General features: G+C 32.5%; 36 protein-coding genes. 10 read left to right on the top strand and 26 right to left on the bottom strand.

Translation table 11 applies throughout. From position 1 onward, the window contains the following. Window positions 1–364: 364 nt before the first annotated feature. The 6 genes from ACMGGO_RS24015 to ACMGGO_RS23990 all read right to left on the bottom strand — a co-directional run bounded on the left by ACMGGO_RS24015 (window position 365) and on the right by ACMGGO_RS23990 (window position 3,949). Window positions 365–631, bottom strand: a complete 267-nt coding sequence (locus tag ACMGGO_RS24015; protein ID WP_064774786.1) for a DUF5839 family protein — start codon at window positions 629–631, stop codon at window positions 365–367. 407 nt (window positions 632–1,038) lie between these two features. Next, window positions 1,039–1,608, bottom strand: a complete 570-nt coding sequence (locus ACMGGO_RS24010; RefSeq protein WP_420282339.1) for a hypothetical protein — start codon at window positions 1,606–1,608, stop codon at window positions 1,039–1,041. Window positions 1,609–2,119: 511 nt separating this feature from the next. Then, window positions 2,120–2,731, bottom strand: coding sequence for a hypothetical protein (locus ACMGGO_RS24005; protein WP_420282338.1), 612 nt, complete (start codon window positions 2,729–2,731; stop codon window positions 2,120–2,122). A gap of 125 nt (window positions 2,732–2,856) precedes the next feature. Continuing rightward, window positions 2,857–3,081: a hypothetical protein gene (locus ACMGGO_RS24000; protein ID WP_004234030.1), complete on the bottom strand. Its 225-nt coding sequence runs from the start codon at window positions 3,079–3,081 to the stop codon at window positions 2,857–2,859. A 5-nt stretch (window positions 3,082–3,086) separates the two neighbouring features. Continuing rightward, window positions 3,087–3,626 carry a sigma factor-like helix-turn-helix DNA-binding protein gene (locus ACMGGO_RS23995; protein ID WP_420282337.1) on the bottom strand — a complete coding sequence of 180 codons (540 nt, stop codon included), beginning with the start codon at window positions 3,624–3,626 and terminating at the stop codon, window positions 3,087–3,089. A gap of 146 nt (window positions 3,627–3,772) precedes the next feature. Next, window positions 3,773–3,949 (bottom strand): hypothetical protein, encoded by a 177-nt coding sequence (locus tag ACMGGO_RS23990; protein ID WP_009373316.1) that lies wholly within the window; start codon window positions 3,947–3,949, stop codon window positions 3,773–3,775. A 131-nt stretch (window positions 3,950–4,080) separates the two neighbouring features. Here ACMGGO_RS23990 and ACMGGO_RS23985 point away from each other — a divergent pair, with 131 nt between their 5' ends. Further along, a complete protein-coding gene (locus tag ACMGGO_RS23985) occupies window positions 4,081–4,566 on the top strand; it encodes a hypothetical protein (protein WP_004234050.1) in 486 nt (161 codons plus the stop codon). Between the two features lie 33 nt (window positions 4,567–4,599). On the opposite strand, the gene ACMGGO_RS23980 is transcribed toward ACMGGO_RS23985, so the two are convergent. After that, a complete protein-coding gene (locus ACMGGO_RS23980; RefSeq protein WP_420282336.1) occupies window positions 4,600–5,043 on the bottom strand; it encodes a hypothetical protein in 444 nt (147 codons plus the stop codon). A gap of 187 nt (window positions 5,044–5,230) precedes the next feature. Between ACMGGO_RS23980 and ACMGGO_RS23975 the strand changes: the two genes are divergently transcribed. Further along, a complete protein-coding gene (locus tag ACMGGO_RS23975; protein WP_004234047.1) occupies window positions 5,231–5,740 on the top strand; it encodes a hypothetical protein in 510 nt (169 codons plus the stop codon). A 48-nt stretch (window positions 5,741–5,788) separates the two neighbouring features. On the opposite strand, the gene ACMGGO_RS23970 is transcribed toward ACMGGO_RS23975, so the two are convergent. Both ACMGGO_RS23970 and ACMGGO_RS23965 read right to left on the bottom strand, forming a co-directional pair. Next, window positions 5,789–6,232, bottom strand: a complete 444-nt coding sequence (locus tag ACMGGO_RS23970; RefSeq protein WP_004234045.1) for a hypothetical protein — start codon at window positions 6,230–6,232, stop codon at window positions 5,789–5,791. 351 nt (window positions 6,233–6,583) lie between these two features. After that, window positions 6,584–7,237 (bottom strand): hypothetical protein, encoded by a 654-nt coding sequence (locus tag ACMGGO_RS23965; protein ID WP_004234044.1) that lies wholly within the window; start codon window positions 7,235–7,237, stop codon window positions 6,584–6,586. 355 nt (window positions 7,238–7,592) lie between these two features. Here ACMGGO_RS23965 and ACMGGO_RS23960 point away from each other — a divergent pair, with 355 nt between their 5' ends. Next, entirely contained in the window at window positions 7,593–7,757 is a 165-nt protein-coding gene (locus ACMGGO_RS23960) for a hypothetical protein (protein WP_004234042.1), read from the top strand. A gap of 627 nt (window positions 7,758–8,384) precedes the next feature. On the opposite strand, the gene ACMGGO_RS23955 is transcribed toward ACMGGO_RS23960, so the two are convergent. Next, window positions 8,385–8,582, bottom strand: a complete 198-nt coding sequence (locus tag ACMGGO_RS23955; RefSeq protein ID WP_004234037.1) for a helix-turn-helix transcriptional regulator — start codon at window positions 8,580–8,582, stop codon at window positions 8,385–8,387. A gap of 636 nt (window positions 8,583–9,218) precedes the next feature. Beyond that, a complete protein-coding gene (locus ACMGGO_RS23950) occupies window positions 9,219–9,578 on the bottom strand; it encodes a DUF3139 domain-containing protein (protein WP_016992357.1) in 360 nt (119 codons plus the stop codon). Between the two features lie 48 nt (window positions 9,579–9,626). On the opposite strand from ACMGGO_RS23950, the gene ACMGGO_RS23945 reads away from it, so the two are divergent. Beyond that, the gene (locus tag ACMGGO_RS23945) at window positions 9,627–10,214 is read left to right on the top strand and encodes a YiiX/YebB-like N1pC/P60 family cysteine hydrolase (protein WP_066036908.1); all 588 of its coding nucleotides are present in this window, start codon (window positions 9,627–9,629) and stop codon (window positions 10,212–10,214) included. A gap of 50 nt (window positions 10,215–10,264) precedes the next feature. Here ACMGGO_RS23945 and ACMGGO_RS23940 read toward each other — a convergent pair whose 3' ends face one another. Next, window positions 10,265–11,089, bottom strand: a complete 825-nt coding sequence (locus ACMGGO_RS23940) for a protein rep (RefSeq protein ID WP_256389908.1) — start codon at window positions 11,087–11,089, stop codon at window positions 10,265–10,267. 242 nt (window positions 11,090–11,331) lie between these two features. Here ACMGGO_RS23940 and ACMGGO_RS23935 point away from each other — a divergent pair, with 242 nt between their 5' ends. Beyond that, window positions 11,332–11,463: a DUF2599 domain-containing protein gene (locus ACMGGO_RS23935; RefSeq protein WP_016992359.1), complete on the top strand. Its 132-nt coding sequence runs from the start codon at window positions 11,332–11,334 to the stop codon at window positions 11,461–11,463. 64 nt (window positions 11,464–11,527) lie between these two features. Here ACMGGO_RS23935 and ACMGGO_RS23930 read toward each other — a convergent pair whose 3' ends face one another. The 7 genes from ACMGGO_RS23930 to ACMGGO_RS23900 all read right to left on the bottom strand — a co-directional run bounded on the left by ACMGGO_RS23930 (window position 11,528) and on the right by ACMGGO_RS23900 (window position 16,028). Beyond that, window positions 11,528–11,836 (bottom strand): hypothetical protein, encoded by a 309-nt coding sequence (locus ACMGGO_RS23930; protein ID WP_016992360.1) that lies wholly within the window; start codon window positions 11,834–11,836, stop codon window positions 11,528–11,530. A 597-nt stretch (window positions 11,837–12,433) separates the two neighbouring features. Beyond that, window positions 12,434–12,700, bottom strand: coding sequence for a DUF5839 family protein (locus ACMGGO_RS23925; protein ID WP_064774786.1), 267 nt, complete (start codon window positions 12,698–12,700; stop codon window positions 12,434–12,436). An 80-nt stretch (window positions 12,701–12,780) separates the two neighbouring features. Next, a complete protein-coding gene (locus ACMGGO_RS23920) occupies window positions 12,781–13,803 on the bottom strand; it encodes a hypothetical protein (protein WP_066036906.1) in 1,023 nt (340 codons plus the stop codon). Between the two features lie 350 nt (window positions 13,804–14,153). Further along, window positions 14,154–14,810, bottom strand: a complete 657-nt coding sequence (locus ACMGGO_RS23915) for a hypothetical protein (RefSeq protein ID WP_004234032.1) — start codon at window positions 14,808–14,810, stop codon at window positions 14,154–14,156. Window positions 14,811–14,935: 125 nt separating this feature from the next. Further along, window positions 14,936–15,160, bottom strand: coding sequence for a hypothetical protein (locus ACMGGO_RS23910; RefSeq protein ID WP_004234030.1), 225 nt, complete (start codon window positions 15,158–15,160; stop codon window positions 14,936–14,938). 5 nt (window positions 15,161–15,165) lie between these two features. Then, complete coding sequence (locus ACMGGO_RS23905; protein WP_420282337.1) at window positions 15,166–15,705, bottom strand: sigma factor-like helix-turn-helix DNA-binding protein; 540 nt, start codon at window positions 15,703–15,705, stop codon at window positions 15,166–15,168. A 146-nt stretch (window positions 15,706–15,851) separates the two neighbouring features. Then, entirely contained in the window at window positions 15,852–16,028 is a 177-nt protein-coding gene (locus ACMGGO_RS23900) for a hypothetical protein (RefSeq protein ID WP_009373316.1), read from the bottom strand. A gap of 131 nt (window positions 16,029–16,159) precedes the next feature. On the opposite strand from ACMGGO_RS23900, the gene ACMGGO_RS23895 reads away from it, so the two are divergent. Next, window positions 16,160–16,645 (top strand): hypothetical protein, encoded by a 486-nt coding sequence (locus ACMGGO_RS23895; RefSeq protein ID WP_004234050.1) that lies wholly within the window; start codon window positions 16,160–16,162, stop codon window positions 16,643–16,645. Between the two features lie 33 nt (window positions 16,646–16,678). On the opposite strand, the gene ACMGGO_RS23890 is transcribed toward ACMGGO_RS23895, so the two are convergent. Then, entirely contained in the window at window positions 16,679–17,122 is a 444-nt protein-coding gene (locus ACMGGO_RS23890) for a hypothetical protein (RefSeq protein ID WP_420282336.1), read from the bottom strand. 187 nt (window positions 17,123–17,309) lie between these two features. Between ACMGGO_RS23890 and ACMGGO_RS23885 the strand changes: the two genes are divergently transcribed. Beyond that, entirely contained in the window at window positions 17,310–17,819 is a 510-nt protein-coding gene (locus ACMGGO_RS23885; protein WP_004234047.1) for a hypothetical protein, read from the top strand. A 48-nt stretch (window positions 17,820–17,867) separates the two neighbouring features. Here ACMGGO_RS23885 and ACMGGO_RS23880 read toward each other — a convergent pair whose 3' ends face one another. Both ACMGGO_RS23880 and ACMGGO_RS23875 read right to left on the bottom strand, forming a co-directional pair. Further along, window positions 17,868–18,311, bottom strand: a complete 444-nt coding sequence (locus ACMGGO_RS23880) for a hypothetical protein (protein ID WP_004234045.1) — start codon at window positions 18,309–18,311, stop codon at window positions 17,868–17,870. Between the two features lie 351 nt (window positions 18,312–18,662). Beyond that, window positions 18,663–19,316 (bottom strand): hypothetical protein, encoded by a 654-nt coding sequence (locus ACMGGO_RS23875; protein ID WP_004234044.1) that lies wholly within the window; start codon window positions 19,314–19,316, stop codon window positions 18,663–18,665. A 355-nt stretch (window positions 19,317–19,671) separates the two neighbouring features. Here ACMGGO_RS23875 and ACMGGO_RS23870 point away from each other — a divergent pair, with 355 nt between their 5' ends. Further along, entirely contained in the window at window positions 19,672–19,836 is a 165-nt protein-coding gene (locus ACMGGO_RS23870; RefSeq protein ID WP_004234042.1) for a hypothetical protein, read from the top strand. A gap of 627 nt (window positions 19,837–20,463) precedes the next feature. Here ACMGGO_RS23870 and ACMGGO_RS23865 read toward each other — a convergent pair. Beyond that, the gene (locus ACMGGO_RS23865) at window positions 20,464–20,661 is read right to left on the bottom strand and encodes a helix-turn-helix transcriptional regulator (protein ID WP_004234037.1); all 198 of its coding nucleotides are present in this window, start codon (window positions 20,659–20,661) and stop codon (window positions 20,464–20,466) included. Window positions 20,662–21,297: 636 nt separating this feature from the next. Beyond that, entirely contained in the window at window positions 21,298–21,657 is a 360-nt protein-coding gene (locus ACMGGO_RS23860) for a DUF3139 domain-containing protein (RefSeq protein WP_016992357.1), read from the bottom strand. 48 nt (window positions 21,658–21,705) lie between these two features. On the opposite strand from ACMGGO_RS23860, the gene ACMGGO_RS23855 reads away from it, so the two are divergent. Then, window positions 21,706–22,293: a YiiX/YebB-like N1pC/P60 family cysteine hydrolase gene (locus ACMGGO_RS23855; protein WP_066036908.1), complete on the top strand. Its 588-nt coding sequence runs from the start codon at window positions 21,706–21,708 to the stop codon at window positions 22,291–22,293. A gap of 50 nt (window positions 22,294–22,343) precedes the next feature. Here the strand turns inward: ACMGGO_RS23855 and ACMGGO_RS23850 are convergent, their stop codons facing one another. Further along, window positions 22,344–23,168, bottom strand: a complete 825-nt coding sequence (locus ACMGGO_RS23850; RefSeq protein WP_256389908.1) for a protein rep — start codon at window positions 23,166–23,168, stop codon at window positions 22,344–22,346. A gap of 242 nt (window positions 23,169–23,410) precedes the next feature. Here ACMGGO_RS23850 and ACMGGO_RS23845 point away from each other — a divergent pair, with 242 nt between their 5' ends. Continuing rightward, the gene (locus ACMGGO_RS23845; RefSeq protein ID WP_016992359.1) at window positions 23,411–23,542 is read left to right on the top strand and encodes a DUF2599 domain-containing protein; all 132 of its coding nucleotides are present in this window, start codon (window positions 23,411–23,413) and stop codon (window positions 23,540–23,542) included. Window positions 23,543–23,606: 64 nt separating this feature from the next. Here the strand turns inward: ACMGGO_RS23845 and ACMGGO_RS23840 are convergent, their stop codons facing one another. Further along, on the bottom strand, window positions 23,607–23,915 hold the full coding sequence (locus ACMGGO_RS23840) for a hypothetical protein (RefSeq protein ID WP_016992360.1): 309 nt from the start codon (window positions 23,913–23,915) through the stop codon (window positions 23,607–23,609). Window positions 23,916–24,150 lie beyond the last annotated feature (235 nt).

The raw sequence follows: 24,150 nt of genomic DNA, 5'->3' as shown, positions 1-24,150 counted from the left end.
GAAAAAGCCCGTCATTACAATGTTCTTGTAATGACACGCCTCAAAATTGCTATACATTTTTTATACATCATTGTGAAATAGGCAAAAACCGTCCGAAATTCGATGAAAATGTTGTATAAAACTTTGCATAAAATCTCTTTTCAACATCACATCAATTAGTAAGTCGGAAAAGGGGTGTTCGATAAGACCCAAATTCAATGCCAATCTTTGGAGGTTCGAAATTCTCAAGCTTCTTACGAGCTTTTTAAGCCTTTTGAAATTAAAACATGAAGTTAAATAAGGCAAAAATAAAATAAGCATCTTAAAACAAACGTTAATGGCCTCTAATTTGATTTTTCCATCAAACTAGAAAGGAAAATGTTTATTAAATCTTCATTAATTTCTCCGAAGATTGTGGAGATCTTTCTAAGAACCTATAGATATATTTATGAGATTCTGTATCATCTCTAAAAACAGCCATCACTAGAACGGGAGCACCTTTTCCAACTGCTACAATATCTCCTGGTTGGATATTCAACTCCATTAAATGTTCTGGAATAAGCCATATATATTGTTTGTGATGCAGCTTTAATACTGCTGCCTCTTTTTTACTTCGAATATGAACTCCTAACAATGCGTTATTTTTTTGCATGTTTCTTTCCACTCCTATCTTCAATAGTAAAAATGAGCACAGTAAACTAGAGGTATGATTTTTCACCATTCCTCATTGGATTAAAGATCCCGTAACTTGGCCAAAATTCGCTCACGTTCTTGTGCAAAATAGGCTTTCTTTTCTTCGGTTACTTCTTCTTCTTGCTCATGACGCGTCGTAAACCATGCTGGGACTACTTCTACTTTTCTAGTTTTCTTTCTTACTGTATATGTATTCAGCCGTTAAATTGTTGATTTTGTTGCGAATAATGGCACTTAGTAAGGCTAAACGGTTGGTTTTCACGTATTGATCGCTCGCTGAAATGGCTGCATCTAAGGATTGATACATGATTGTTTCTAAATGGCCGTGATATAGCCCTAGCTTGTCCTTGTTTGATTTTTTTCCAACTACCTATAGATAACACCCACAAAGGCTTTAAAGCCCTCTAAAGAGCCTGTACGGGCTTGATAAAGGTCTTTTAAACGATTGTAAAGAGTACTTTTCTTATCAGACGCATGCTTAGTAGACGTCTTTATATCTTTTATTGTTTTAATTTGGTTATTATAGTTAAGAGTCGAATTTGAGCCATTCAGCGTTGATATAACAGTGTTTTGAGCCAAATCCTGATGTTTATTTTGATGTTTATTTGGTTGTTTAAATTCATCTTTTACGATTGCAATTTCATACGCATTTAGATGAAAAACTTCGCTTAAAATGCTTTCAAAATTAACGTGCTGCACATCCACAATGACACGACAACCACTATTCGTCTTTCCGGATTTGTTTCTGGACAGGATAAATAGCTTGGATTGCTCCATATACTTGAAAGCTGTTGAGATTGTATTGAATCCAACCTCTAATTTTTTACTTAAATGCTCTCGGCTTACTTTGATAATGCCGTTGTATGTAAGGTCATAAATCAATTTTTCTAACACTCTATGTACTTTCTCCCCAGGATAAATACCTTGTGCTGCCAAAGTTTCTTCTAGTTGCTGCAGGCGATCTTCTTTGACTGTGAAACTCCTTTTTGATTGCCGTATGTAATAAATGTTTGGACTGCTTGGTTTGGTGTAGTTTTTAGTTTATTTTTCATGGTAGTTGCCCCTTTTTGAAGCAAAAAGTGTTTCACATCGTGTCTTAACGATGCAAAACGCTTTAGATTAAAGAATAATCTTGAATGACCTTTTAATTACTTGTTGAAATGTCGTCTAATTCATACTAGAATGACATATATAGATACTATGTATCATCTAACAGTAAAAAATAAGTCATTTCACGATAAGCTGCATCGTAGTTTCGGTACGATAAGGCGATTAACAAAGGACGGCAATCCGATGTTAGTCACTGTGGAATGGCTTTTTTACGTTCGATTTAGTTATTCTTACCATACGCTAAAGTTCGTAACTTGTAAATATATTCTCTGACTATTAGTTTCTATTAGTTTATTGAATAGAGCCATGACGCTTGAAAAATTCTAATAGTGCAACCTCAACTAACTGTGATTTTTTTCATATTTAACTCATCTGCCACACGATCTACTTCTGCCACTAACTCCTCTGAAATGTAATACGTTTTATTTTTTCTACTTCTGGTATTTAATTTCGCAATCTCATTAAAAATTGGTAACTGTTCATGCTGATCCTCTTGCTGAATGCGTTCTTGAATCATCTTTTTTAACACATGAAACTCGTTTTCTGACAGGCCAATGGCGTTCAAAACCTCTAGGTTTTGCTGACTATTAGTTTCTATTAGTTCATTATTAGGAATGGTGACGGCTACCTCTTTATTAGTTTCTATTAGTTCTTTATTAGTTTTTATTAGCTCTTTATTAACTTCTATTAGTTTTCTATTCACTTTAGGAGTTTGCTTTGGTGATACTGCTTTTAACTGTGCCAATGCTTCATTAAAAGTCATATCTTTATCCGGAAAATTGGCGTCACGTTGCCATTCATGTTGCGATTTATTATAGAAGTACCCTAATGAATTAAATACTTCTCTTATGGTTGTATCACGTGTATTTAAAAACTTTCTAAGCTCTTTTAACGATTTTTTACTCGCAATAAGCTCGGAAACGTTGTTGTCTTTTGTCAGCTCCCACATACTATTCACTCTCCTAATAGTTTCTAATATATTAGTTTATATTAGTTAACTAATAATACTATTACTTTTCTCCAGGTAACGGTACAACTGCTGTCCATTTCCGGAGAAAAAAGAGTGGAGCGTTTTTATATAATTTTTTCACTTTCAATAAGTTCGAAAAACGAAGGTACTTTTCTAAATTGTTTTGTTTTAACAACCCTAATGATCATTAACGAAATTTCCTGTTCTAAATCCATCCTATTTTGAAAACTGGTCTGATGTAAAACTGATTTAATTTTAGGCTGCAACATATCTAGAACCTCCTGTTGGAATGCCATACTTCTTAATTCACTTAATTCATTTATTGGCATCAACATCACCTCGATTTTTTTGAATACTCCAGCCTAATCTTTTGAAAAGCCTGGTTTTTAGCTTTATTGACAGCTTGTTTTGAAGTACCTAATTTTTTTGAAATTTCTTCTTCCGTGAGATTATCTACAAAAATAGAATGCAATATATATTTCTTTTTTGGTCCTAATTTCGAAACAATATTATATAGTTGCTTGTCCTCGAAAATTACTTCCAAATGAGTGAAGGCAGAATGTATCCACTCAGAATCATCAATACTTTCATCGGGAATTAAATCAATAAATTTGTTTTCACCATCGTTAATGCCTTTATCTAACGTTAACTGATTAACTTGGTTATTATAACGGATTTGTTTGTCATATCTTTGAGATTCAAAATACAAAACATGGGAAAAATAACTAAGTAATTGAATTTTTCGAACGTGGATTTTAAATAATTTTTCAATAGTGTCTCTCGTATGAGGGGCAGGATTCTCTAAATAACTTTTATACAGCTTGCTTACTTTTTCATTTTCTAAAAAAGATTTTAATAGACGATTTTGAATCAAAAAATCAACTCCTATCCAAAAAAGAAACATATGTTCTATTTTAGGGCAAAAAAAGAAAATTCACATCCATAATTATGTTCATTTTACAAATTTAACATCAAAAAAATAGAAAGAAATATCATTTATTATTGTAACAATTTAATTACTTATTTTTTTTCTTGGTTTTCTTTTTGTAATAATAATTGAACTGCATTCGTGTTATTATTCACAGCTTCTGCAAGCAATCCTAGTGATTTATCGAACTTCCAAAAGATCAGTAAAAAAGCGACAATCGGAAAGCCTGTGTTGCTAATCAAACCAATTAAAAATTCATATTCTCCCATCGAACCCCTCCTTTCTTTATTAAAGGTAAATCTATAGACAGTTTGACAACCATTTTTCAAAAATCCTTAAAAAAACTCATTAATTTCTAAAATTTGTTATAATTCTGTTAATAGAAAAAGAGGGGGTCTATATGAAAAAAAATATAATTATATTGTTTTTACTTGTAATCGTCATCGCTGTTGGCTTTTTAATTACAAAAAAAGACCAAAGCGACTCCACAACAGATATATTAAAACACGTTGACCACTCTACAACAGATATAAAAAATGCTGAATACTCTGCAACGGAGATATTCGAAAACGCTGATTTTAATGTGGAAAAGCAGACTATAACCGTTCATACCATTGATACAAATAAAAAAGATATATATACACAAATTGAAATTCCAGAAGAAACGCAAAAAAAGCTTATACAAGCTTTTCAGAATGCAAAATTTGCTAAAACAACAATAAAACCCAGTGAGTATGATTACCGAATAACGATTTCATTAAATACAGGTTATACAATGTATCTTATTTCAGACAAAAAGTCACTGCATATTGTTAATAATCGAGAAAATTATGCCATCGTAAACGATAGCGATTTCTTCACTATTTTAAAAGATGCAACAAAATAAAAGGCACTTACTCAATTGTAAGTGCCTTTTTTTTTAAGCTGGATATGTTACTTGTCCACCAGGAGTTGTCAAGCTATTTAATTTTCGAGACTTGATAAAGGCAAATTTGTAATTAGGACGTTCAACGTTAACCGTAAGTGTCATATTACATTTAACCCAACTACCATTAGTCATCATGAAGTAAGTTTCTAAAAGCTGTGTGTATCCCGTGTTTACATCGTTCAACAACCATGATTTTTCAGCAGCGTTCAAGCTTGTTAACAGACTCATAAACCCTGCTGCTACAGAAGCCGCTGTGCTTGCTACAAATACAAGTCCTAAAACAGCTCCCCCGTATGAATTGTATGTGTCTGTTATGATAGATTTACTTATATTCTTACTTTCAAGCAAATCTATTACTTTCTTTTGTGCACGAACCATTTCTGAGAGTTGTGCTACAGTTGCATCAACCGTTCTTGTGTCTGAATAAAGACCCATTTTAATTCCCCCTATTGTTTGTTTTTTGTTAGCTAACACTCTATAAAGGGAAATCCATTTCAAATCAACAACTTTTTTAAAAAATCTGAATTTTATTTTTCTGCTAATTTATATAACGAAACTGGATACAACAGTTCGATACAAATTTTGGTATAATTTAATTACAAAAAGAAATAGGGGGAAAAACATGCGGAAACGTATCTTCATAACAATTAGTGTTCTTGCCGTCGTTATTGGATTAATGGGATGGGATGTATATGAAAATAAAGAATTAAAAAAACAAGAAGCCATTGCTAAAGCTGAATTTGAAAAAGTTTATACAGTAGCAGAGATTTTTGATGATGCCAATTTAAATGAAAAACCAACTTCTTTAAACATCCGTATTATTGAATCAGAACCGCTAAATCCTGATAGAGTAAATGTCACAGACGAAAAACAACAAAAACAAATTATGAATGCGATAAACAACTTACAAGTACAAAAAACACTCGGTGCAACTCCGTATGAAGATATTGATTATGCTATCGACATCGAATCAAATAAAGGATATGGATTGCACGTATCCGAAAAGAAAAAACAAATTGCATTTCTAGATTTAGATAACGATTCAACTAAAACAGAAGATAAATTCCTTTATGAATATACGATTCTAAACGGTGATGATGAATTTTTCGATGCTTTAAAGGGGATTCAATAACAAAAAAACCTGCTGTTAAACAAGCAGGTTTTTTAAATTTGTACGATATTATTTATTGTATGAAGTAGCCGAAGCAGAATCAATAACTGTCAAAACAGTACGTCCTGTTGCAAGGTTGTACACTTCTGTGTAAGAAACCTTAACAGTGACAGATTTGTAACCACCCGATTCAACGTTATTGTGAATTGACTTGATATTATTACGACCAGCTTGAGCAGCACTTGCAAAGGCTTGTCGCACACTTGTTTCAGGCCAAATATGCACTGCGATACGATTGGCAATCGTTGTATTACTTGAAGTGCCAAAAACATCTCCTAAAGCTCCCGCCATTTCAACACGAGACAAACCATTTGCCATAGTAGACTCTGCTGTTTTAGTTTGTAAATATTGTACAGCTAGACCCATTACATAATCCAACTGTAGCATACCCGCGCGTGGATACGTGAATGTTGTAGAAGCACCTTTTCGAGTACCAAGAATAAATGAAGCCATAATGTAATTCCTCCTAAATAGGTAATTTTTTATTTGTTATGATTGGCTAACCATCTAACACTCTATAAAGGTAATTTCATTTCGATTTAACAACCTTTTTTCAAAAAAAGTTTAAAAAAATTATTTATGTCCATACATTTTCACTTTACATAACATTAGAAAAAGGCAGTAACGATAAGGGAACCTTGTCATTACTGCCTTTTCATTTAAATCACAAGTTATTGTATATGCAGCATTTTATACATTGTTGGTTTGCCAACGTTTTGAGGCTGTTTTACTGGCTGGTATAAAATTTTGCATACTATGATACTTGTTCAACTTTGTTTACAGTCTGAGACTGTAAACAAAGTTTTACCATTTAGAAACTGCTGTTCCAACATAAATGGCTTTTGCCTTTTTATCGAACGAAGACTTATTTGCCCAAATTTCCGTTTTCACATGGAATCCTTGAGAAGAATACCAAGTTGTAACCTTTAGATACTGTCCTACAACTGCTGGTGGGAAATCTTCAATTACACCAACACTAGTGAGACCATAATAAGTGATGAATCCCAAATATGCTTTGCCTAAAACGAATCCAATTTTACTTTTTTTGAAGTAATACTCAATTGCGGCACCTAAACCTACAACTACAAAGTATTCAGCTCCAGCATCTAATTTACTAACCTCATGATATGTTACTTCTTTTTTATCAGGATAATTAAATACTGACTTAAGATGTTTGCTCTCCGTGTATCTTCCTGAAAGTTTAGCGACAACATTTTGAGTTCCAATAGCATTAACTTTTGGTTTAGGTAGGGTAATAGTATGAGTACCAACAGTATTAGCTACTGTTGTAAAGCTACTATCACTTAATCGATAATTACTTGGCCATTCGTAGCCAATAGAAATGCCTGTTTTCCCTGCATCTTTCACCTTTACTTTATAAGTTACTTTAATTGTTCCATTAGTATTTTTTGTAACACCTGTTACTGCAATATTTGCATCAATGACAGCACTAGCCATAAATAAAACACTCCTTTTATTGTTTTTGATGTACATCTGTTATACAAAGGGAATGTATTAACCTTAAAATCAACCATTCCATTAAATTAATTATTTTAAGAACGAAAAATCCGATAGCTAATAGACTTTTTCTATTTTTTGAACTAAAAGTTTAAAAGGGACAGCATAAAGCTGTCCCTTTTTGATACCATATTTTTAAATAAGAGAAAGAGCAGGAGGAAAAACACCTCTAAAATTAGTTATAAGGTTAGTAGAGCCGACTTATTTAGGCCTCGCAACAATCGATATTACTTAAACTAAAAGAGGCAAGCTCAAAAATGAGGTAGAATAGAATTTTAAATTTGGAGGGAAATGTGTGAAGAAAAAAATAAGACTTGGTTTGTTTGCAATTGGTATAGTAATGATGTTAATAGGTATGACTTATTTATTAGGATATTCAACAAATGAATTTTTAAAGTATCCTCTGTATTTAGGAATGTTATTAATAGTTATATTTTTCCCTTTCCATAAAAAATATTAAAAAAGTAAGCTCTCAATCTTTTCGACGAGAGCTTTACTTATTAGCAATATAAAAAAGAAGTTTCATGATAAACAGCTGTTTATCATGAAGCGCACTTTTATAATAAAGTTACTTTTATTATTTAGAGTTACTCTATTTATTTATATAAAGTTACTCTTTCTAGACTTGTGTATCTTCATTCAACGTTTTTACAATCATTTCGCGTAAAAAAAGTGAGCGATTCTTCTCTGCCTTTGCATCAAATTGTTCCCAATCATCCTTTGTGTACTTCAACTTTCCGCGCTTTGTTATCGGAGTGTGCCATATAATCTCCGCCCGTTTTTGCGCTGGGAGCGCAAATGGATTTGCTAGCAAATCTACTATGGAGCTTAACGCTGCAAGCAATCTACCGATTGAGATCTCACCTATGTAGGAAAAATCCTTAATCTATCATTGTGATACTAATGATGTCCACCAGTGTATTTAGATTATGAGAAAAGAAAGAGCATAAGGAAAATCTGCTATCACTTGGGGTGATAGACTAGGCAGAGCCTAGTGTTTCGGTGTCCCCATAAAAAAGTGCATTTCTACATGCTTTCTATACAAACGTTTATTCGTTCCTATACGTTTTCTACATAGAGTATCCAATTATTTTTGTTCTTTCAACCGTCTCCTAATAGTTGCTTCAGAAACACTTAGTATTCGAGCAATTTCACGATTACTTTTCCCAGCACCTTTTAAATACGACAGTTTAAATTCATCGATGGTTAATTTAGGACGGCCATTTGGGTTTCCCCCTCGCCATAGTTCCTCTTTTTTTTCATTTTTAAAAAATCTCTTTAGCAAATTATCCCCCCCATAAATGCGTCTTAACTCTAAATTTTAAGTTTTGACGCATGCGTTATCAACCTTTATATATTTTGGGAGGTCTTTAAAACATTTAAAAAATTAGGGAATTCAAATGTTCAACGAGAAATAATGTAACTGGAAAGTGAAATTGTTTAGGAGTGGCGAACAAAACAAGGGAAGTTGATAGGGAAAATTGAAATGATTCGCTCTAGTGAAAAGAAAAAAGATGCTATTGAAGATGAATCATTATAGAAATAACCTGGTTATTTTTGAATGATAAATGGCCTGATTTTAACAAAAAAGCTAGGAAGAAAACAGGAAGAACATAATAAATTTCGGGAAGAAAACAGGAAGAATCACACTTTTTTATGGGGACACCGAAACACTAGGCTCTGCCTAGTCTATCACCCCAAGTGATAGCAGATTTCCCTTATGCTCTTTTCTTTTAAAAATTTTTGTCCTTTCACTACGCCGAATTCTAGACAGTTATCTCAATTAATTTTTATTTTTGTATCTTGAGGACCAAAGGGAGGATAAGGAGCAAATTGTGATGGACAACTGCTACACTTCACCGATCTCCCATCTAGCCATCACAAAAAACAAAAAGAGTAGCTTTTGCTACTCTTCGTCCACTTATTCTTCATGTTTGCCTTTACCAGAACTACCTGAAAGTCCAGATTGAACTATATCACCATTTATAACAACATACTTATAAGTCACATCTTTTTCATCTAAAAAAATAACGTTAACATAATATGCATCTGGGACATTCCCTATTTTAGGATTGTATTTCACTTCAATTTTATAAATTTCATCTTCCTTATAACCTTTACTGGATAAATAATTGAGCACATCTTTCTCCAACTCTAAAGCTACACCTTTATCAATATCATCAGCTTTTTCATTACCATAAAAGTTAAAAATTTCAATAGTTGAAAATAATACTAAAATAATTAAAATAAGGATAGAAGGGAAAATTATGGATTTTTTCAAATTTATAACCTCTTTTCAAAATAAATAGATATGGAGTTGAATAACAGAATGAACACAAAAAAAATATTTACATGCCTGTTCTTTTCACTATTTGGTTTACTTCTAATGTTTTCTTATAAACCATTAGAAGCACATGCTTATAATTATCCGAATAAAACGGCAGCTAAAGCAGGAGATATCTTAGTTACAAAGGAAACTAATTGTAAAACAGATTGTAAAGGTTTATCTGGACATGCTGCTATAGTAGTTGATAGTACATATTATGTTCACATTTCAGGACCAGGAGCTCATCCCACAAAAGAAAAACTATCAACTTGGTTTGATAGTAGATACGGAAAAAGCACTAAAGTTGTACGACCTACTAGTCAATACAAAGGATCTCCTGCAGATGCAGCGAAATGGGCTAAAAATTATGTAAAAGAATATAAAGATGCAGTTTACGATATAACAAGTGGCAACCATACATTTGATAGAACATACTGCTCAAAATTAGTTTGGCAAGCATATAACTTCGGGACAGCGTATCCAATAATAGCACCAAAACATGTAGGTGGTTTAATTCACCCATATGACTTTACAACAGCAGCTTCAGGTGGCCGATACGCAGATTTAGAAACTGTATATACAAATTGGTAAAACAATTAAAAGTGGGCAGGGTAAATATAATTTATTCTGTCTACTTTTTCTTAACTTTTTACAATTACATAATTATTTAATCCAACATGCCAATATGCCATGACATCTACTGCACCATTAGCAAACTCATCATTGTCATTATCAAAGTGAATTATGCTCCCATCTTCCACATCGTCTAAATTTAATTCCTTATGTATTTCCTTCAGCAGACCACCATAAGAAATCAACCGTTTATACGCCAATGCTGTATCTAAATCTTTAACAATTCGAACATTTTCAGGTATGACATTATCGCCACGAACTACATCTGTATCTTTTACCGGATTCTTGGAAACCTCAAAAATAGCATTTCGTTCAGAAATTATTTTTTTCATTTCTTGTTCCACTTTCATAAAATCAGGTGATTCCTTTTTAGGCTTCACTGTTGCTACATGAACCATTGGTTTATAGTCCAACTTCATAGCACGTTGCCACATACTTGTCCAATCAGCTTGTGTAATATAAAAATCCTTTTTCTTAAAATAGCTATTCGGCACAGCAAGCAACACACGAAAATGAGGATGATATGTCCCATACCATTCATTTTCTTTATCCCAGTTCCGAGTTACTTCTATTGCCCGAAAATAGCCTTTAACTGACTTTTTAAATTTGGCATAACCAGCAAAACGATTCCATGCTTTAGCCATCTGATCCATAGTATTTTTCAATATGTCACTTTCGACATTTTGAATAGTCAACGTTAAGAAAACCCATTTTACTTTTTCACGCTCATTCAACGTTTGAATGATTTTCTTATTCTGGAAGGCGATTTTCAACGAGCGTCGCCAATTGCACATCGGGCATAACCTCGCTTTACAAAAATAAGCTTTATACAACTTTAAACGTTAATATTTAACTCTAAATACCAAATAACCCAAAATTACACTGGTAAATTTTGAAATATCGACAATTTCATGATAACAGAAGGCTTTTTTTTTGTCCACCCTAAAAAAATCCGATAAACCCTTATAGTTCTAAGCAAAAAAACGATTTATAACGCTTGAATTATTTAGATATGTATAAAAATGTTCTGGCATGAACTACATCTCTTCATTGTAACTCAGCATGTGCTCAAAATATGAAAGCACAATTACATTGTCATGCTGATACAATTAAAGGTTTAAAAAATCCTTGGAATATAGAACCTTGGCGTACAACAACCAATTATCATGAAGTAGTTGCAAAAGCTTGTAATCCGAAAAATAAGTAAAAAAAAAAGCCTAATTCTTTTGAAAAGAACTGGGCTTTTTTTAACTTTTTCAAAACCACTAAATTTATGTGAACTTTTTCAGACGTGTTGTATAAATAAATCCATTTAATATACATAGTAACAAAATAATTATAAACATAATTAAAGAAATACTATCTCCACCCTCACTTATTTCGTCGCCTACATAGCCGGCTATTATTACAGTAATAGCTGAAACTGCAATAGTTATTAAAGAAAATAAACCTAATGTAATACCATTAATAATTTGGTTAGATTTTTTTTGTACAAAAATAAAAAACGTAATTAAAAGTGATGAAATGGTGAAAATAGCAAGAATAATGTGTATAAAATCATAAATTTGTAAACTTACCATAAAATTACCCACTTTCCAAATATTATAACGTTTTATAGTGTTTTAAAGTTTCTCCATTTTGAACCATAAATATCAATTGGATAATACAAATAACCCCCCTCTACCTTGTGCAGAAGGTAAAAGGGGGTTACATACCCTAGTATACCATTCCATTACCACGATAGCCCAAAATTTTATACAGTCCCCATACATGATTAGTTGACATAACAACCAGAGTGGGAAGTTGTAGAAGCACGAAAAAGCCCGTCATTACAATGTTCTTGTAATGACACGCCTCAAAATTGCTATACATTTTTTATACATCATTGTGAAATAGGCAAAAACCGTCCGAAATTCGATGAAAATGTTGTATAAAACTTTGCATAAAATCTCTTTTCAACATCACATCAATTAGTAAGTCGGAAAGGGGTGTTCGATAAGACCCAAATTCAATGCCAATCTTTGGAGGTTCGACTCTCTAAGCTTCTTACGAGCTTTTTAAGCCTTTTGAAATTAAAACATGAAGTTAAATAAGGCAAAAATAAAATAAGCATCTTAAAACAAACGTTAATGGCCTCTAATTTGATTTTTCCATCAAACTAGAAAGGAAAATGTTTATTAAATCTTCATTAATTTCTCCGAAGATTGTGGAGATCTTTCTAAGAACCTATAGATATATTTATGAGATTCTGTATCATCTCTAAAAACAGCCATCACTAGAACGGGAGCACCTTTTCCAACTGCTACAATATCTCCTGGTTGGATATTCAACTCCATTAAATGTTCTGGAATAAGCCATATATATTGTTTGTGATGCAGCTTTAATACTGCTGCCTCTTTTTTACTTCGAATATGAACTCCTAACAATGCGTTATTTTTTTGCATGTTTCTTTCCACTCCTATCTTCAATAGTAAAAATGAGCACAGTAAACTAGAGGTATGATTTTTCACCATTCCTCATTGGATTAAAGATCCCGTAACTTGGCCAAAATTCGCTCACGTTCTTGTGCAAAATAGGCTTTCTTTTCTTCGGTTACTTCTTCTTCTTGCTCATGACGCGTCGTAAACCATGCTGGGACTACTTCTACTTTTCTAGTTTTCTCTTTTTCTGACCCTGTAGATGCATTCGAAACCGTTAAATCGTTGATTTTGTTGCGAATAATGGCACTTAGTAAGGCTAAACGGTTGGTTTTCACGTATTGATCGCTCGCTGAAATGGCTGCATCTAAGGATTGATACATGATTGTTTCTAAATGGCCGTGATATAGCCCTAGCTTGTCCTCTGCTTTGATTTTTTTCAACGACCCATAGATAACACCCACAAAGGCTTTAAAGCCCTCTAAAGAGCCTGTACGGGCTTGATAAAGGTCTTTTAAACGATTGTAAAGAGTACTTTTCTTATCAGACGCATGCTTAGTAGACGTCTTTATATCTTTTATTGTTTTAATTTGGTTATTATAGTTAAGAGTCGAATTTGAGCCATTCAGCGTTGATATAACAGTGTTTTGAGCCAAATCCTGATGTTTATTTTGATGTTTATTTGGTTGTTTAAATTCATCTTTTACGATTGCAATTTCATACGCATTTAGATGAAAAACTTCGCTTAAAATGCTTTCAAAATTAACGTGCTGCACATCCACAATGACACGACAACCACTATTCGTCTTTCCGGATTTGTTTCTGGACAGGATAAATAGCTTGGATTGCTCCATATACTTGAAAGCTGTTGAGATTGTATTGAATCCAACCTCTAATTTTTTACTTAAATGCTCTCGGCTTACTTTGATAATGCCGTTGTATGTAAGGTCATAAATCAATTTTTCTAACACTCTATGTACTTTCTCCCCAGGATAAATACCTTGTGCTGCCAAAGTTTCTTCTAGTTGCTGCAGGCGATCTTCTTTGAGTTGCCGGTCTCCTTTTTGATTGCCGTATGTAATAAATGTTTGGACTGCTTGGTTTGGTGTAGTTTTTAGTTTATTTTTCATGGTAGTTGCCCCTTTTTGAAGCAAAAAAGCGTTTCACATCGTGTCTTAACGATGCAAAACGCTTTAGATTAAAGAATAATCTTGAATGACCTTTTAATTAACTGTTGAAATGTCGTCTAATTCATACTAGAATGACATATATAGATACTATGTATCATCTAACAGTAAAAAATAAGTCATTTCACGATAAGCTGCATCGTAGTTTCGGTACGATAAGGCGATTAACAAAGGACGGCAATCCGATGTTAGTCACTGTGGAATGGCTTTTTTACGTTCGATTTAGTTATTCTTACCATACGCTAAAGTTCGTAACTTGTAAATATATTCTCTGACTATTAGTTTCTATTAGTTTATTGAATAGAGCCATGACGCTTGAAAAATTCTAATAGTGCAACCTCAACTAACTGTGATTTTTTTATATTTAACTCATCTGCCACACGATCTACTTCTGCCACTAACTCCTCTGAAATGTAATACGTTTTATTTTTTCTACTTCTGGTATTTAATTTCGCAATCTCATTAAAAATTGGTAACTGTTCATGCTGATCCTCTTGCTGAATGCGTTCTTGAATCATCTTTTTTAACACATGAAACTCGTTTTCTGACAGGCCAATGGCGTTCAAAACCTCTAGGTTTTGCTGACTATTAGTTTCTATTAGTTCATTATTAGGAATGGTGACGGCTACCTCTTTATTAGTTTCTATTAGTTCTTTATTAGTTTTTATTAGCTCTTTATTAACTTCTATTAGTTTTCTATTCACTTTAGGAGTTTGCTTTGGTGATACTGCTTTTAACTGTGCCAATGCTTCATTAAAAGTCATATCTTTATCCGGAAAATTGGCGTCACGTTGCCATTCATGTTGCGATTTATTATAGAAGTACCCTAATGAATTAAATACTTCTCTTATGGTTGTATCACGTGTATTTAAAAACTTTCTAAGCTCTTTTAACGATTTTTTACTCGCAATAAGCTCGGAAACGTTGTTGTCTTTTGTCAGCTCCCACATACTATTCACTCTCCTAATAGTTTCTAATATATTAGTTTATATTAGTTAACTAATAATACTATTACTTTTCTCCAGGTAACGGTACAACTGCTGTCCATTTCCGGAGAAAAAAGAGTGGAGCGTTTTTATATAATTTTTTCACTTTCAATAAGTTCGAAAAACGAAGGTACTTTTCTAAATTGTTTTGTTTTAACAACCCTAATGATCATTAACGAAATTTCCTGTTCTAAATCCATCCTATTTTGAAAACTGGTCTGATGTAAAACTGATTTAATTTTAGGCTGCAACATATCTAGAACCTCCTGTTGGAATGCCATACTTCTTAATTCACTTAATTCATTTATTGGCATCAACATCACCTCGATTTTTTTGAATACTCCAGCCTAATCTTTTGAAAAGCCTGGTTTTTAGCTTTATTGACAGCTTGTTTTGAAGTACCTAATTTTTTTGAAATTTCTTCTTCCGTGAGATTATCTACAAAAATAGAATGCAATATATATTTCTTTTTTGGTCCTAATTTCGAAACAATATTATATAGTTGCTTGTCCTCGAAAATTACTTCCAAATGAGTGAAGGCAGAATGTATCCACTCAGAATCATCAATACTTTCATCGGGAATTAAATCAATAAATTTGTTTTCACCATCGTTAATGCCTTTATCTAACGTTAACTGATTAACTTGGTTATTATAACGGATTTGTTTGTCATATCTTTGAGATTCAAAATACAAAACATGGGAAAAATAACTAAGTAATTGAATTTTTCGAACGTGGATTTTAAATAATTTTTCAATAGTGTCTCTCGTATGAGGGGCAGGATTCTCTAAATAACTTTTATACAGCTTGCTTACTTTTTCATTTTCTAAAAAAGATTTTAATAGACGATTTTGAATCAAAAAATCAACTCCTATCCAAAAAAGAAACATATGTTCTATTTTAGGGCAAAAAAAGAAAATTCACATCCATAATTATGTTCATTTTACAAATTTAACATCAAAAAAATAGAAAGAAATATCATTTATTATTGTAACAATTTAATTACTTATTTTTTTTCTTGGTTTTCTTTTTGTAATAATAATTGAACTGCATTCGTGTTATTATTCACAGCTTCTGCAAGCAATCCTAGTGATTTATCGAACTTCCAAAAGATCAGTAAAAAAGCGACAATCGGAAAGCCTGTGTTGCTAATCAAACCAATTAAAAATTCATATTCTCCCATCGAACCCCTCCTTTCTTTATTAAAGGTAAATCTATAGACAGTTTGACAACCATTTTTCAAAAATCCTTAAAAAAACTCATTAATTTCTAAAATTTGTTATAATTCTGTTAATAGAAAAAGAGGGGGTCTATATGAAAAAAAATATAATTATATTGTTTTTACTTGTAATCGTCATCGCTGTTGGCTTTTTAATTACAAAAAAAGACCAAAGCGACTCCACAACAGATATATTAAAACACGTTGACCACTCTACAACAGATATAAAAAATGCTGAATACTCTGCAACGGAGATATTCGAAAACGCTGATTTTAATGTGGAAAAGCAGACTATAACCGTTCATACCATTGATACAAATAAAAAAGATATATATACACAAATTGAAATTCCAGAAGAAACGCAAAAAAAGCTTATACAAGCTTTTCAGAATGCAAAATTTGCTAAAACAACAATAAAACCCAGTGAGTATGATTACCGAATAACGATTTCATTAAATACAGGTTATACAATGTATCTTATTTCAGACAAAAAGTCACTGCATATTGTTAATAATCGAGAAAATTATGCCATCGTAAACGATAGCGATTTCTTCACTATTTTAAAAGATGCAACAAAATAAAAGGCACTTACTCAATTGTAAGTGCCTTTTTTTTTAAGCTGGATATGTTACTTGTCCACCAGGAGTTGTCAAGCTATTTAATTTTCGAGACTTGATAAAGGCAAATTTGTAATTAGGACGTTCAACGTTAACCGTAAGTGTCATATTACATTTAACCCAACTACCATTAGTCATCATGAAGTAAGTTTCTAAAAGCTGTGTGTATCCCGTGTTTACATCGTTCAACAACCATGATTTTTCAGCAGCGTTCAAGCTTGTTAACAGACTCATAAACCCTGCTGCTACAGAAGCCGCTGTGCTTGCTACAAATACAAGTCCTAAAACAGCTCCCCCGTATGAATTGTATGTGTCTGTTATGATAGATTTACTTATATTCTTACTTTCAAGCAAATCTATTACTTTCTTTTGTGCACGAACCATTTCTGAGAGTTGTGCTACAGTTGCATCAACCGTTCTTGTGTCTGAATAAAGACCCATTTTAATTCCCCCTATTGTTTGTTTTTTGTTAGCTAACACTCTATAAAGGGAAATCCATTTCAAATCAACAACTTTTTTAAAAAATCTGAATTTTATTTTTCTGCTAATTTATATAACGAAACTGGATACAACAGTTCGATACAAATTTTGGTATAATTTAATTACAAAAAGAAATAGGGGGAAAAACATGCGGAAACGTATCTTCATAACAATTAGTGTTCTTGCCGTCGTTATTGGATTAATGGGATGGGATGTATATGAAAATAAAGAATTAAAAAAACAAGAAGCCATTGCTAAAGCTGAATTTGAAAAAGTTTATACAGTAGCAGAGATTTTTGATGATGCCAATTTAAATGAAAAACCAACTTCTTTAAACATCCGTATTATTGAATCAGAACCGCTAAATCCTGATAGAGTAAATGTCACAGACGAAAAACAACAAAAACAAATTATGAATGCGATAAACAACTTACAAGTACAAAAAACACTCGGTGCAACTCCGTATGAAGATATTGATTATGCTATCGACATCGAATCAAATAAAGGATATGGATTGCACGTATCCGAAAAGAAAAAACAAATTGCATTTCTAGATTTAGATAACGATTCAACTAAAACAGAAGATAAATTCCTTTATGAATATACGATTCTAAACGGTGATGATGAATTTTTCGATGCTTTAAAGGGGATTCAATAACAAAAAAACCTGCTGTTAAACAAGCAGGTTTTTTAAATTTGTACGATATTATTTATTGTATGAAGTAGCCGAAGCAGAATCAATAACTGTCAAAACAGTACGTCCTGTTGCAAGGTTGTACACTTCTGTGTAAGAAACCTTAACAGTGACAGATTTGTAACCACCCGATTCAACGTTATTGTGAATTGACTTGATATTATTACGACCAGCTTGAGCAGCACTTGCAAAGGCTTGTCGCACACTTGTTTCAGGCCAAATATGCACTGCGATACGATTGGCAATCGTTGTATTACTTGAAGTGCCAAAAACATCTCCTAAAGCTCCCGCCATTTCAACACGAGACAAACCATTTGCCATAGTAGACTCTGCTGTTTTAGTTTGTAAATATTGTACAGCTAGACCCATTACATAATCCAACTGTAGCATACCCGCGCGTGGATACGTGAATGTTGTAGAAGCACCTTTTCGAGTACCAAGAATAAATGAAGCCATAATGTAATTCCTCCTAAATAGGTAATTTTTTATTTGTTATGATTGGCTAACCATCTAACACTCTATAAAGGTAATTTCATTTCGATTTAACAACCTTTTTTCAAAAAAAGTTTAAAAAAATTATTTATGTCCATACATTTTCACTTTACATAACATTAGAAAAAGGCAGTAACGATAAGGGAACCTTGTCATTACTGCCTTTTCATTTAAATCACAAGTTATTGTATATGCAGCATTTTATACATTGTTGGTTTGCCAACGTTTTGAGGCTGTTTTACTGGCTGGTATAAAATTTTGCATACTATGATACTTGTTCAACTTTGTTTACAGTCTGAGACTGTAAACAAAGTTTTACCATTTAGAAACTGCTGTTCCAACATAAATGGCTTTTGCCTTTTTATCGAACGAAGACTTATTTGCCCAAATTTCCGTTTTCACATGGAATCCTTGAGAAGAATACCAAGTTGTAACCTTTAGATACTGTCCTACAACTGCTGGTGGGAAATCTTCAATTACACCAACACTAGTGAGACCATAATAAGTGATGAATCCCAAATATGCTTTGCCTAAAACGAATCCAATTTTACTTTTTTTGAAGTAATACTCAATTGCGGCACCTAAACCTACAACTACAAAGTATTCAGCTCCAGCATCTAATTTACTAACCTCATGATATGTTACTTCTTTTTTATCAGGATAATTAAATACTGACTTAAGATGTTTGCTCTCCGTGTATCTTCCTGAAAGTTTAGCGACAACATTTTGAGTTCCAATAGCATTAACTTTTGGTTTAGGTAGGGTAATAGTATGAGTACCAACAGTATTAGCTACTGTTGTAAAGCTACTATCACTTAATCGATAATTACTTGGCCATTCGTAGCCAATAGAAATGCCTGTTTTCCCTGCATCTTTCACCTTTACTTTATAAGTTACTTTAATTGTTCCATTAGTATTTTTTGTAACACCTGTTACTGCAATATTTGCATCAATGACAGCACTAGCCATAAATAAAACACTCCTTTTATTGTTTTTGATGTACATCTGTTATACAAAGGGAATGTATTAACCTTAAAATCAACCATTCCATTAAATTAATTATTTTAAGAACGAAAAATCCGATAGCTAATAGACTTTTTCTATTTTTTGAACTAAAAGTTTAAAAGGGACAGCATAAAGCTGTCCCTTTTTGATACCATATTTTTAAATAAGAGAAAGAGCAGGAGGAAAAACACCTCTAAAATTAGTTATAAGGTTAGTAGAGCCGACTTATTTAGGCCTCGCAACAATCGATATTACTTAAACTAAAAGAGGCAAGCTCAAAAATGAGGTAGAATAGAATTTTAAATTTGGAGGGAAATGTGTGAAGAAAAAAATAAGACTTGGTTTGTTTGCAATTGGTATAGTAATGATGTTAATAGGTATGACTTATTTATTAGGATATTCAACAAATGAATTTTTAAAGTATCCTCTGTATTTAGGAATGTTATTAATAGTTATATTTTTCCCTTTCCATAAAAAATATTAAAAAAGTAAGCTCTCAATCTTTTCGACGAGAGCTTTACTTATTAGCAATATAAAAAAGAAGTTTCATGATAAACAGCTGTTTATCATGAAGCGCACTTTTATAATAAAGTTACTTTTATTATTTAGAGTTACTCTATTTATTTATATAAAGTTACTCTTTCTAGACTTGTGTATCTTCATTCAACGTTTTTACAATCATTTCGCGTAAAAAAAGTGAGCGATTCTTCTCTGCCTTTGCATCAAATTGTTCCCAATCATCCTTTGTGTACTTCAACTTTCCGCGCTTTGTTATCGGAGTGTGCCATATAATCTCCGCCCGTTTTTGCGCTGGGAGCGCAAATGGATTTGCTAGCAAATCTACTATGGAGCTTAACGCTGCAAGCAATCTACCGATTGAGATCTCACCTATGTAGGAAAAATCCTTAATCTATCATTGTGATACTAATGATGTCCACCAGTGTATTTAGATTATGAGAAAAGAAAGAGCATAAGGAAAATCTGCTATCACTTGGGGTGATAGACTAGGCAGAGCCTAGTGTTTCGGTGTCCCCATAAAAAAGTGCATTTCTACATGCTTTCTATACAAACGTTTATTCGTTCCTATACGTTTTCTACATAGAGTATCCAATTATTTTTGTTCTTTCAACCGTCTCCTAATAGTTGCTTCAGAAACACTTAGTATTCGAGCAATTTCACGATTACTTTTCCCAGCACCTTTTAAATACGACAGTTTAAATTCATCGATGGTTAATTTAGGACGGCCATTTGGGTTTCCCCCTCGCCATAGTTCCTCTTTTTTTTCATTTTTAAAAAATCTCTTTAGCAAATTATCCCCCCCATAAATGCGTCTTAACTCTAAATTTTAAGTTTTGACGCATGCGTTATCAACCTTTATATATTTTGGGAGGTCTTTAAAACATTTAAAAAATTAGGGAATTCAAATGTTCAACGAGAAATAATGTAACTGGAAAGTGAAATTGTTTAGGAGTGGCGAACAAAACAAGGGAAGTTGATAGGGAAAATTGAAATGATTCGCTCTAGTGAAAAGAAAAAAGATGCTATTGAAGATGAATCATTATAGAAATAACCTGGTTATTTTTGAATGATAAATGGCCTGATTTTAACAAAAAAGCTAGGAAGAAAACAGGAAGAACATAATAAATTTCGGGAAGAAAACAGGAAGAATCACACTTTTTTATGGGGACACCGAAACACTAGGCTCTGCCTAGTCTATCACCCCAAGTGATAGCAGATTTCCCTTATGCTCTTTTCTTTTAAAAATTTTTGTCCTTTCACTACGCCGAATTCTAGACAGTTATCTCAATTAATTTTTATTTTTGTATCTTGAGGACCAAAGGGAGGATAAGGAGCAAATTGTGATGGACAACTGCTACACTTCACCGATCTCCCATCTAGCCATCACAAAAAACAAAAAGAGTAGCTTTTGCTACTCTTCGTCCACTTATTCTTCATGTTTGCCTTTACCAGAACTACCTGAAAGTCCAGATTGAACTATATCACCATTTATAACAACATACTTATAAGTCACATCTTTTTCATCTAAAAAAATAACGTTAACATAATATGCATCTGGGACATTCCCTATTTTAGGATTGTATTTCACTTCAATTTTATAAATTTCATCTTCCTTATAACCTTTACTGGATAAATAATTGAGCACATCTTTCTCCAACTCTAAAGCTACACCTTTATCAATATCATCAGCTTTTTCATTACCATAAAAGTTAAAAATTTCAATAGTTGAAAATAATACTAAAATAATTAAAATAAGGATAGAAGGGAAAATTATGGATTTTTTCAAATTTATAACCTCTTTTCAAAATAAATAGATATGGAGTTGAATAACAGAATGAACACAAAAAAAATATTTACATGCCTGTTCTTTTCACTATTTGGTTTACTTCTAATGTTTTCTTATAAACCATTAGAAGCACATGCTTATAATTATCCGAATAAAACGGCAGCTAAAGCAGGAGATATCTTAGTTACAAAGGAAACTAATTGTAAAACAGATTGTAAAGGTTTATCTGGACATGCTGCTATAGTAGTTGATAGTACATATTATGTTCACATTTCAGGACCAGGAGCTCATCCCACAAAAGAAAAACTATCAACTTGGTTTGATAGTAGATACGGAAAAAGCACTAAAGTTGTACGACCTACTAGTCAATACAAAGGATCTCCTGCAGATGCAGCGAAATGGGCTAAAAATTATGTAAAAGAATATAAAGATGCAGTTTACGATATAACAAGTGGCAACCATACATTTGATAGAACATACTGCTCAAAATTAGTTTGGCAAGCATATAACTTCGGGACAGCGTATCCAATAATAGCACCAAAACATGTAGGTGGTTTAATTCACCCATATGACTTTACAACAGCAGCTTCAGGTGGCCGATACGCAGATTTAGAAACTGTATATACAAATTGGTAAAACAATTAAAAGTGGGCAGGGTAAATATAATTTATTCTGTCTACTTTTTCTTAACTTTTTACAATTACATAATTATTTAATCCAACATGCCAATATGCCATGACATCTACTGCACCATTAGCAAACTCATCATTGTCATTATCAAAGTGAATTATGCTCCCATCTTCCACATCGTCTAAATTTAATTCCTTATGTATTTCCTTCAGCAGACCACCATAAGAAATCAACCGTTTATACGCCAATGCTGTATCTAAATCTTTAACAATTCGAACATTTTCAGGTATGACATTATCGCCACGAACTACATCTGTATCTTTTACCGGATTCTTGGAAACCTCAAAAATAGCATTTCGTTCAGAAATTATTTTTTTCATTTCTTGTTCCACTTTCATAAAATCAGGTGATTCCTTTTTAGGCTTCACTGTTGCTACATGAACCATTGGTTTATAGTCCAACTTCATAGCACGTTGCCACATACTTGTCCAATCAGCTTGTGTAATATAAAAATCCTTTTTCTTAAAATAGCTATTCGGCACAGCAAGCAACACACGAAAATGAGGATGATATGTCCCATACCATTCATTTTCTTTATCCCAGTTCCGAGTTACTTCTATTGCCCGAAAATAGCCTTTAACTGACTTTTTAAATTTGGCATAACCAGCAAAACGATTCCATGCTTTAGCCATCTGATCCATAGTATTTTTCAATATGTCACTTTCGACATTTTGAATAGTCAACGTTAAGAAAACCCATTTTACTTTTTCACGCTCATTCAACGTTTGAATGATTTTCTTATTCTGGAAGGCGATTTTCAACGAGCGTCGCCAATTGCACATCGGGCATAACCTCGCTTTACAAAAATAAGCTTTATACAACTTTAAACGTTAATATTTAACTCTAAATACCAAATAACCCAAAATTACACTGGTAAATTTTGAAATATCGACAATTTCATGATAACAGAAGGCTTTTTTTTTGTCCACCCTAAAAAAATCCGATAAACCCTTATAGTTCTAAGCAAAAAAACGATTTATAACGCTTGAATTATTTAGATATGTATAAAAATGTTCTGGCATGAACTACATCTCTTCATTGTAACTCAGCATGTGCTCAAAATATGAAAGCACAATTACATTGTCATGCTGATACAATTAAAGGTTTAAAAAATCCTTGGAATATAGAACCTTGGCGTACAACAACCAATTATCATGAAGTAGTTGCAAAAGCTTGTAATCCGAAAAATAAGTAAAAAAAAAAGCCTAATTCTTTTGAAAAGAACTGGGCTTTTTTTAACTTTTTCAAAACCACTAAATTTATGTGAACTTTTTCAGACGTGTTGTATAAATAAATCCATTTAATATACATAGTAACAAAATAATTATAAACATAATTAAAGAAATACTATCTCCACCCTCACTTATTTCGTCGCCTACATAGCCGGCTATTATTACAGTAATAGCTGAAACTGCAATAGTTATTAAAGAAAATAAACCTAATGTAATACCATTAATAATTTGGTTAGATTTTTTTTGTACAAAAATAAAAAACGTAATTAAAAGTGATGAAATGGTGAAAATAGCAAGAATAATGTGTATAAAATCATAAATTTGTAAACTTACCATAAAATTACCCACTTTCCAAATATTATAACGTTTTATAGTGTTTTAAAGTTTCTCCATTTTGAACCATAAATATCAATTGGATAATACAAATAACCCCCCTCTACCTTGTGCAGAAGGTAAAAGGGGGTTACATACCCTAGTATACCATTCCATTACCACGATAGCCCAAAATTTTATACAGTCCCCATACATGATTAGTTGACATAACAACCAGAGTGGGAAGTTGTAGAAGCAC

Source organism: Lysinibacillus sp. BNK-21 (assembly GCF_048684915.1).
Lineage (GTDB): Bacteria > Bacillota > Bacilli > Bacillales_A > Planococcaceae > Lysinibacillus > Lysinibacillus capsici.
Note: the sequence above shows the minus strand (reverse complement) of the source record. Positions and strands in the feature narration are given on the sequence as shown.

Excerpts from the sequence above, each read along its gene's own strand:
- ACMGGO_RS23980 (WP_420282336.1), bottom strand. The coding sequence starts at position 5,043 with ATGGGTCTTTATTCAGACACAAGAACGGTTGATGCAACTGTAGCACAA.
- ACMGGO_RS23885 (WP_004234047.1), top strand. The coding sequence starts at position 17,310 with ATGCGGAAACGTATCTTCATAACAATTAGTGTTCTTGCCGTCGTTATT.
- ACMGGO_RS23930 (WP_016992360.1), bottom strand. The coding sequence starts at position 11,836 with ATGGTAAGTTTACAAATTTATGATTTTATACACATTATTCTTGCTATT.
- ACMGGO_RS23920 (WP_066036906.1), bottom strand. The coding sequence starts at position 13,803 with ATGAAAAATAAACTAAAAACTACACCAAACCAAGCAGTCCAAACATTT.
- ACMGGO_RS23840 (WP_016992360.1), bottom strand. The coding sequence starts at position 23,915 with ATGGTAAGTTTACAAATTTATGATTTTATACACATTATTCTTGCTATT.
- ACMGGO_RS23970 (WP_004234045.1), bottom strand. The coding sequence starts at position 6,232 with ATGGCTTCATTTATTCTTGGTACTCGAAAAGGTGCTTCTACAACATTC.
- ACMGGO_RS23845 (WP_016992359.1), top strand. The coding sequence starts at position 23,411 with ATGAAAGCACAATTACATTGTCATGCTGATACAATTAAAGGTTTAAAA.
- ACMGGO_RS23875 (WP_004234044.1), bottom strand. The coding sequence starts at position 19,316 with ATGGCTAGTGCTGTCATTGATGCAAATATTGCAGTAACAGGTGTTACA.
- ACMGGO_RS23915 (WP_004234032.1), bottom strand. The coding sequence starts at position 14,810 with ATGTGGGAGCTGACAAAAGACAACAACGTTTCCGAGCTTATTGCGAGT.
- ACMGGO_RS23925 (WP_064774786.1), bottom strand. The coding sequence starts at position 12,700 with ATGCAAAAAAATAACGCATTGTTAGGAGTTCATATTCGAAGTAAAAAA.
- ACMGGO_RS23910 (WP_004234030.1), bottom strand. The coding sequence starts at position 15,160 with ATGCCAATAAATGAATTAAGTGAATTAAGAAGTATGGCATTCCAACAG.
- ACMGGO_RS24000 (WP_004234030.1), bottom strand. The coding sequence starts at position 3,081 with ATGCCAATAAATGAATTAAGTGAATTAAGAAGTATGGCATTCCAACAG.
- ACMGGO_RS23900 (WP_009373316.1), bottom strand. The coding sequence starts at position 16,028 with ATGGGAGAATATGAATTTTTAATTGGTTTGATTAGCAACACAGGCTTT.
- ACMGGO_RS23945 (WP_066036908.1), top strand. The coding sequence starts at position 9,627 with ATGAACACAAAAAAAATATTTACATGCCTGTTCTTTTCACTATTTGGT.
- ACMGGO_RS23935 (WP_016992359.1), top strand. The coding sequence starts at position 11,332 with ATGAAAGCACAATTACATTGTCATGCTGATACAATTAAAGGTTTAAAA.
- ACMGGO_RS23890 (WP_420282336.1), bottom strand. The coding sequence starts at position 17,122 with ATGGGTCTTTATTCAGACACAAGAACGGTTGATGCAACTGTAGCACAA.
- ACMGGO_RS24005 (WP_420282338.1), bottom strand. The coding sequence starts at position 2,731 with ATGTGGGAGCTGACAAAAGACAACAACGTTTCCGAGCTTATTGCGAGT.
- ACMGGO_RS23990 (WP_009373316.1), bottom strand. The coding sequence starts at position 3,949 with ATGGGAGAATATGAATTTTTAATTGGTTTGATTAGCAACACAGGCTTT.
- ACMGGO_RS23880 (WP_004234045.1), bottom strand. The coding sequence starts at position 18,311 with ATGGCTTCATTTATTCTTGGTACTCGAAAAGGTGCTTCTACAACATTC.
- ACMGGO_RS23985 (WP_004234050.1), top strand. The coding sequence starts at position 4,081 with ATGAAAAAAAATATAATTATATTGTTTTTACTTGTAATCGTCATCGCT.
- ACMGGO_RS23895 (WP_004234050.1), top strand. The coding sequence starts at position 16,160 with ATGAAAAAAAATATAATTATATTGTTTTTACTTGTAATCGTCATCGCT.
- ACMGGO_RS23855 (WP_066036908.1), top strand. The coding sequence starts at position 21,706 with ATGAACACAAAAAAAATATTTACATGCCTGTTCTTTTCACTATTTGGT.
- ACMGGO_RS24015 (WP_064774786.1), bottom strand. The coding sequence starts at position 631 with ATGCAAAAAAATAACGCATTGTTAGGAGTTCATATTCGAAGTAAAAAA.
- ACMGGO_RS23965 (WP_004234044.1), bottom strand. The coding sequence starts at position 7,237 with ATGGCTAGTGCTGTCATTGATGCAAATATTGCAGTAACAGGTGTTACA.
- ACMGGO_RS23975 (WP_004234047.1), top strand. The coding sequence starts at position 5,231 with ATGCGGAAACGTATCTTCATAACAATTAGTGTTCTTGCCGTCGTTATT.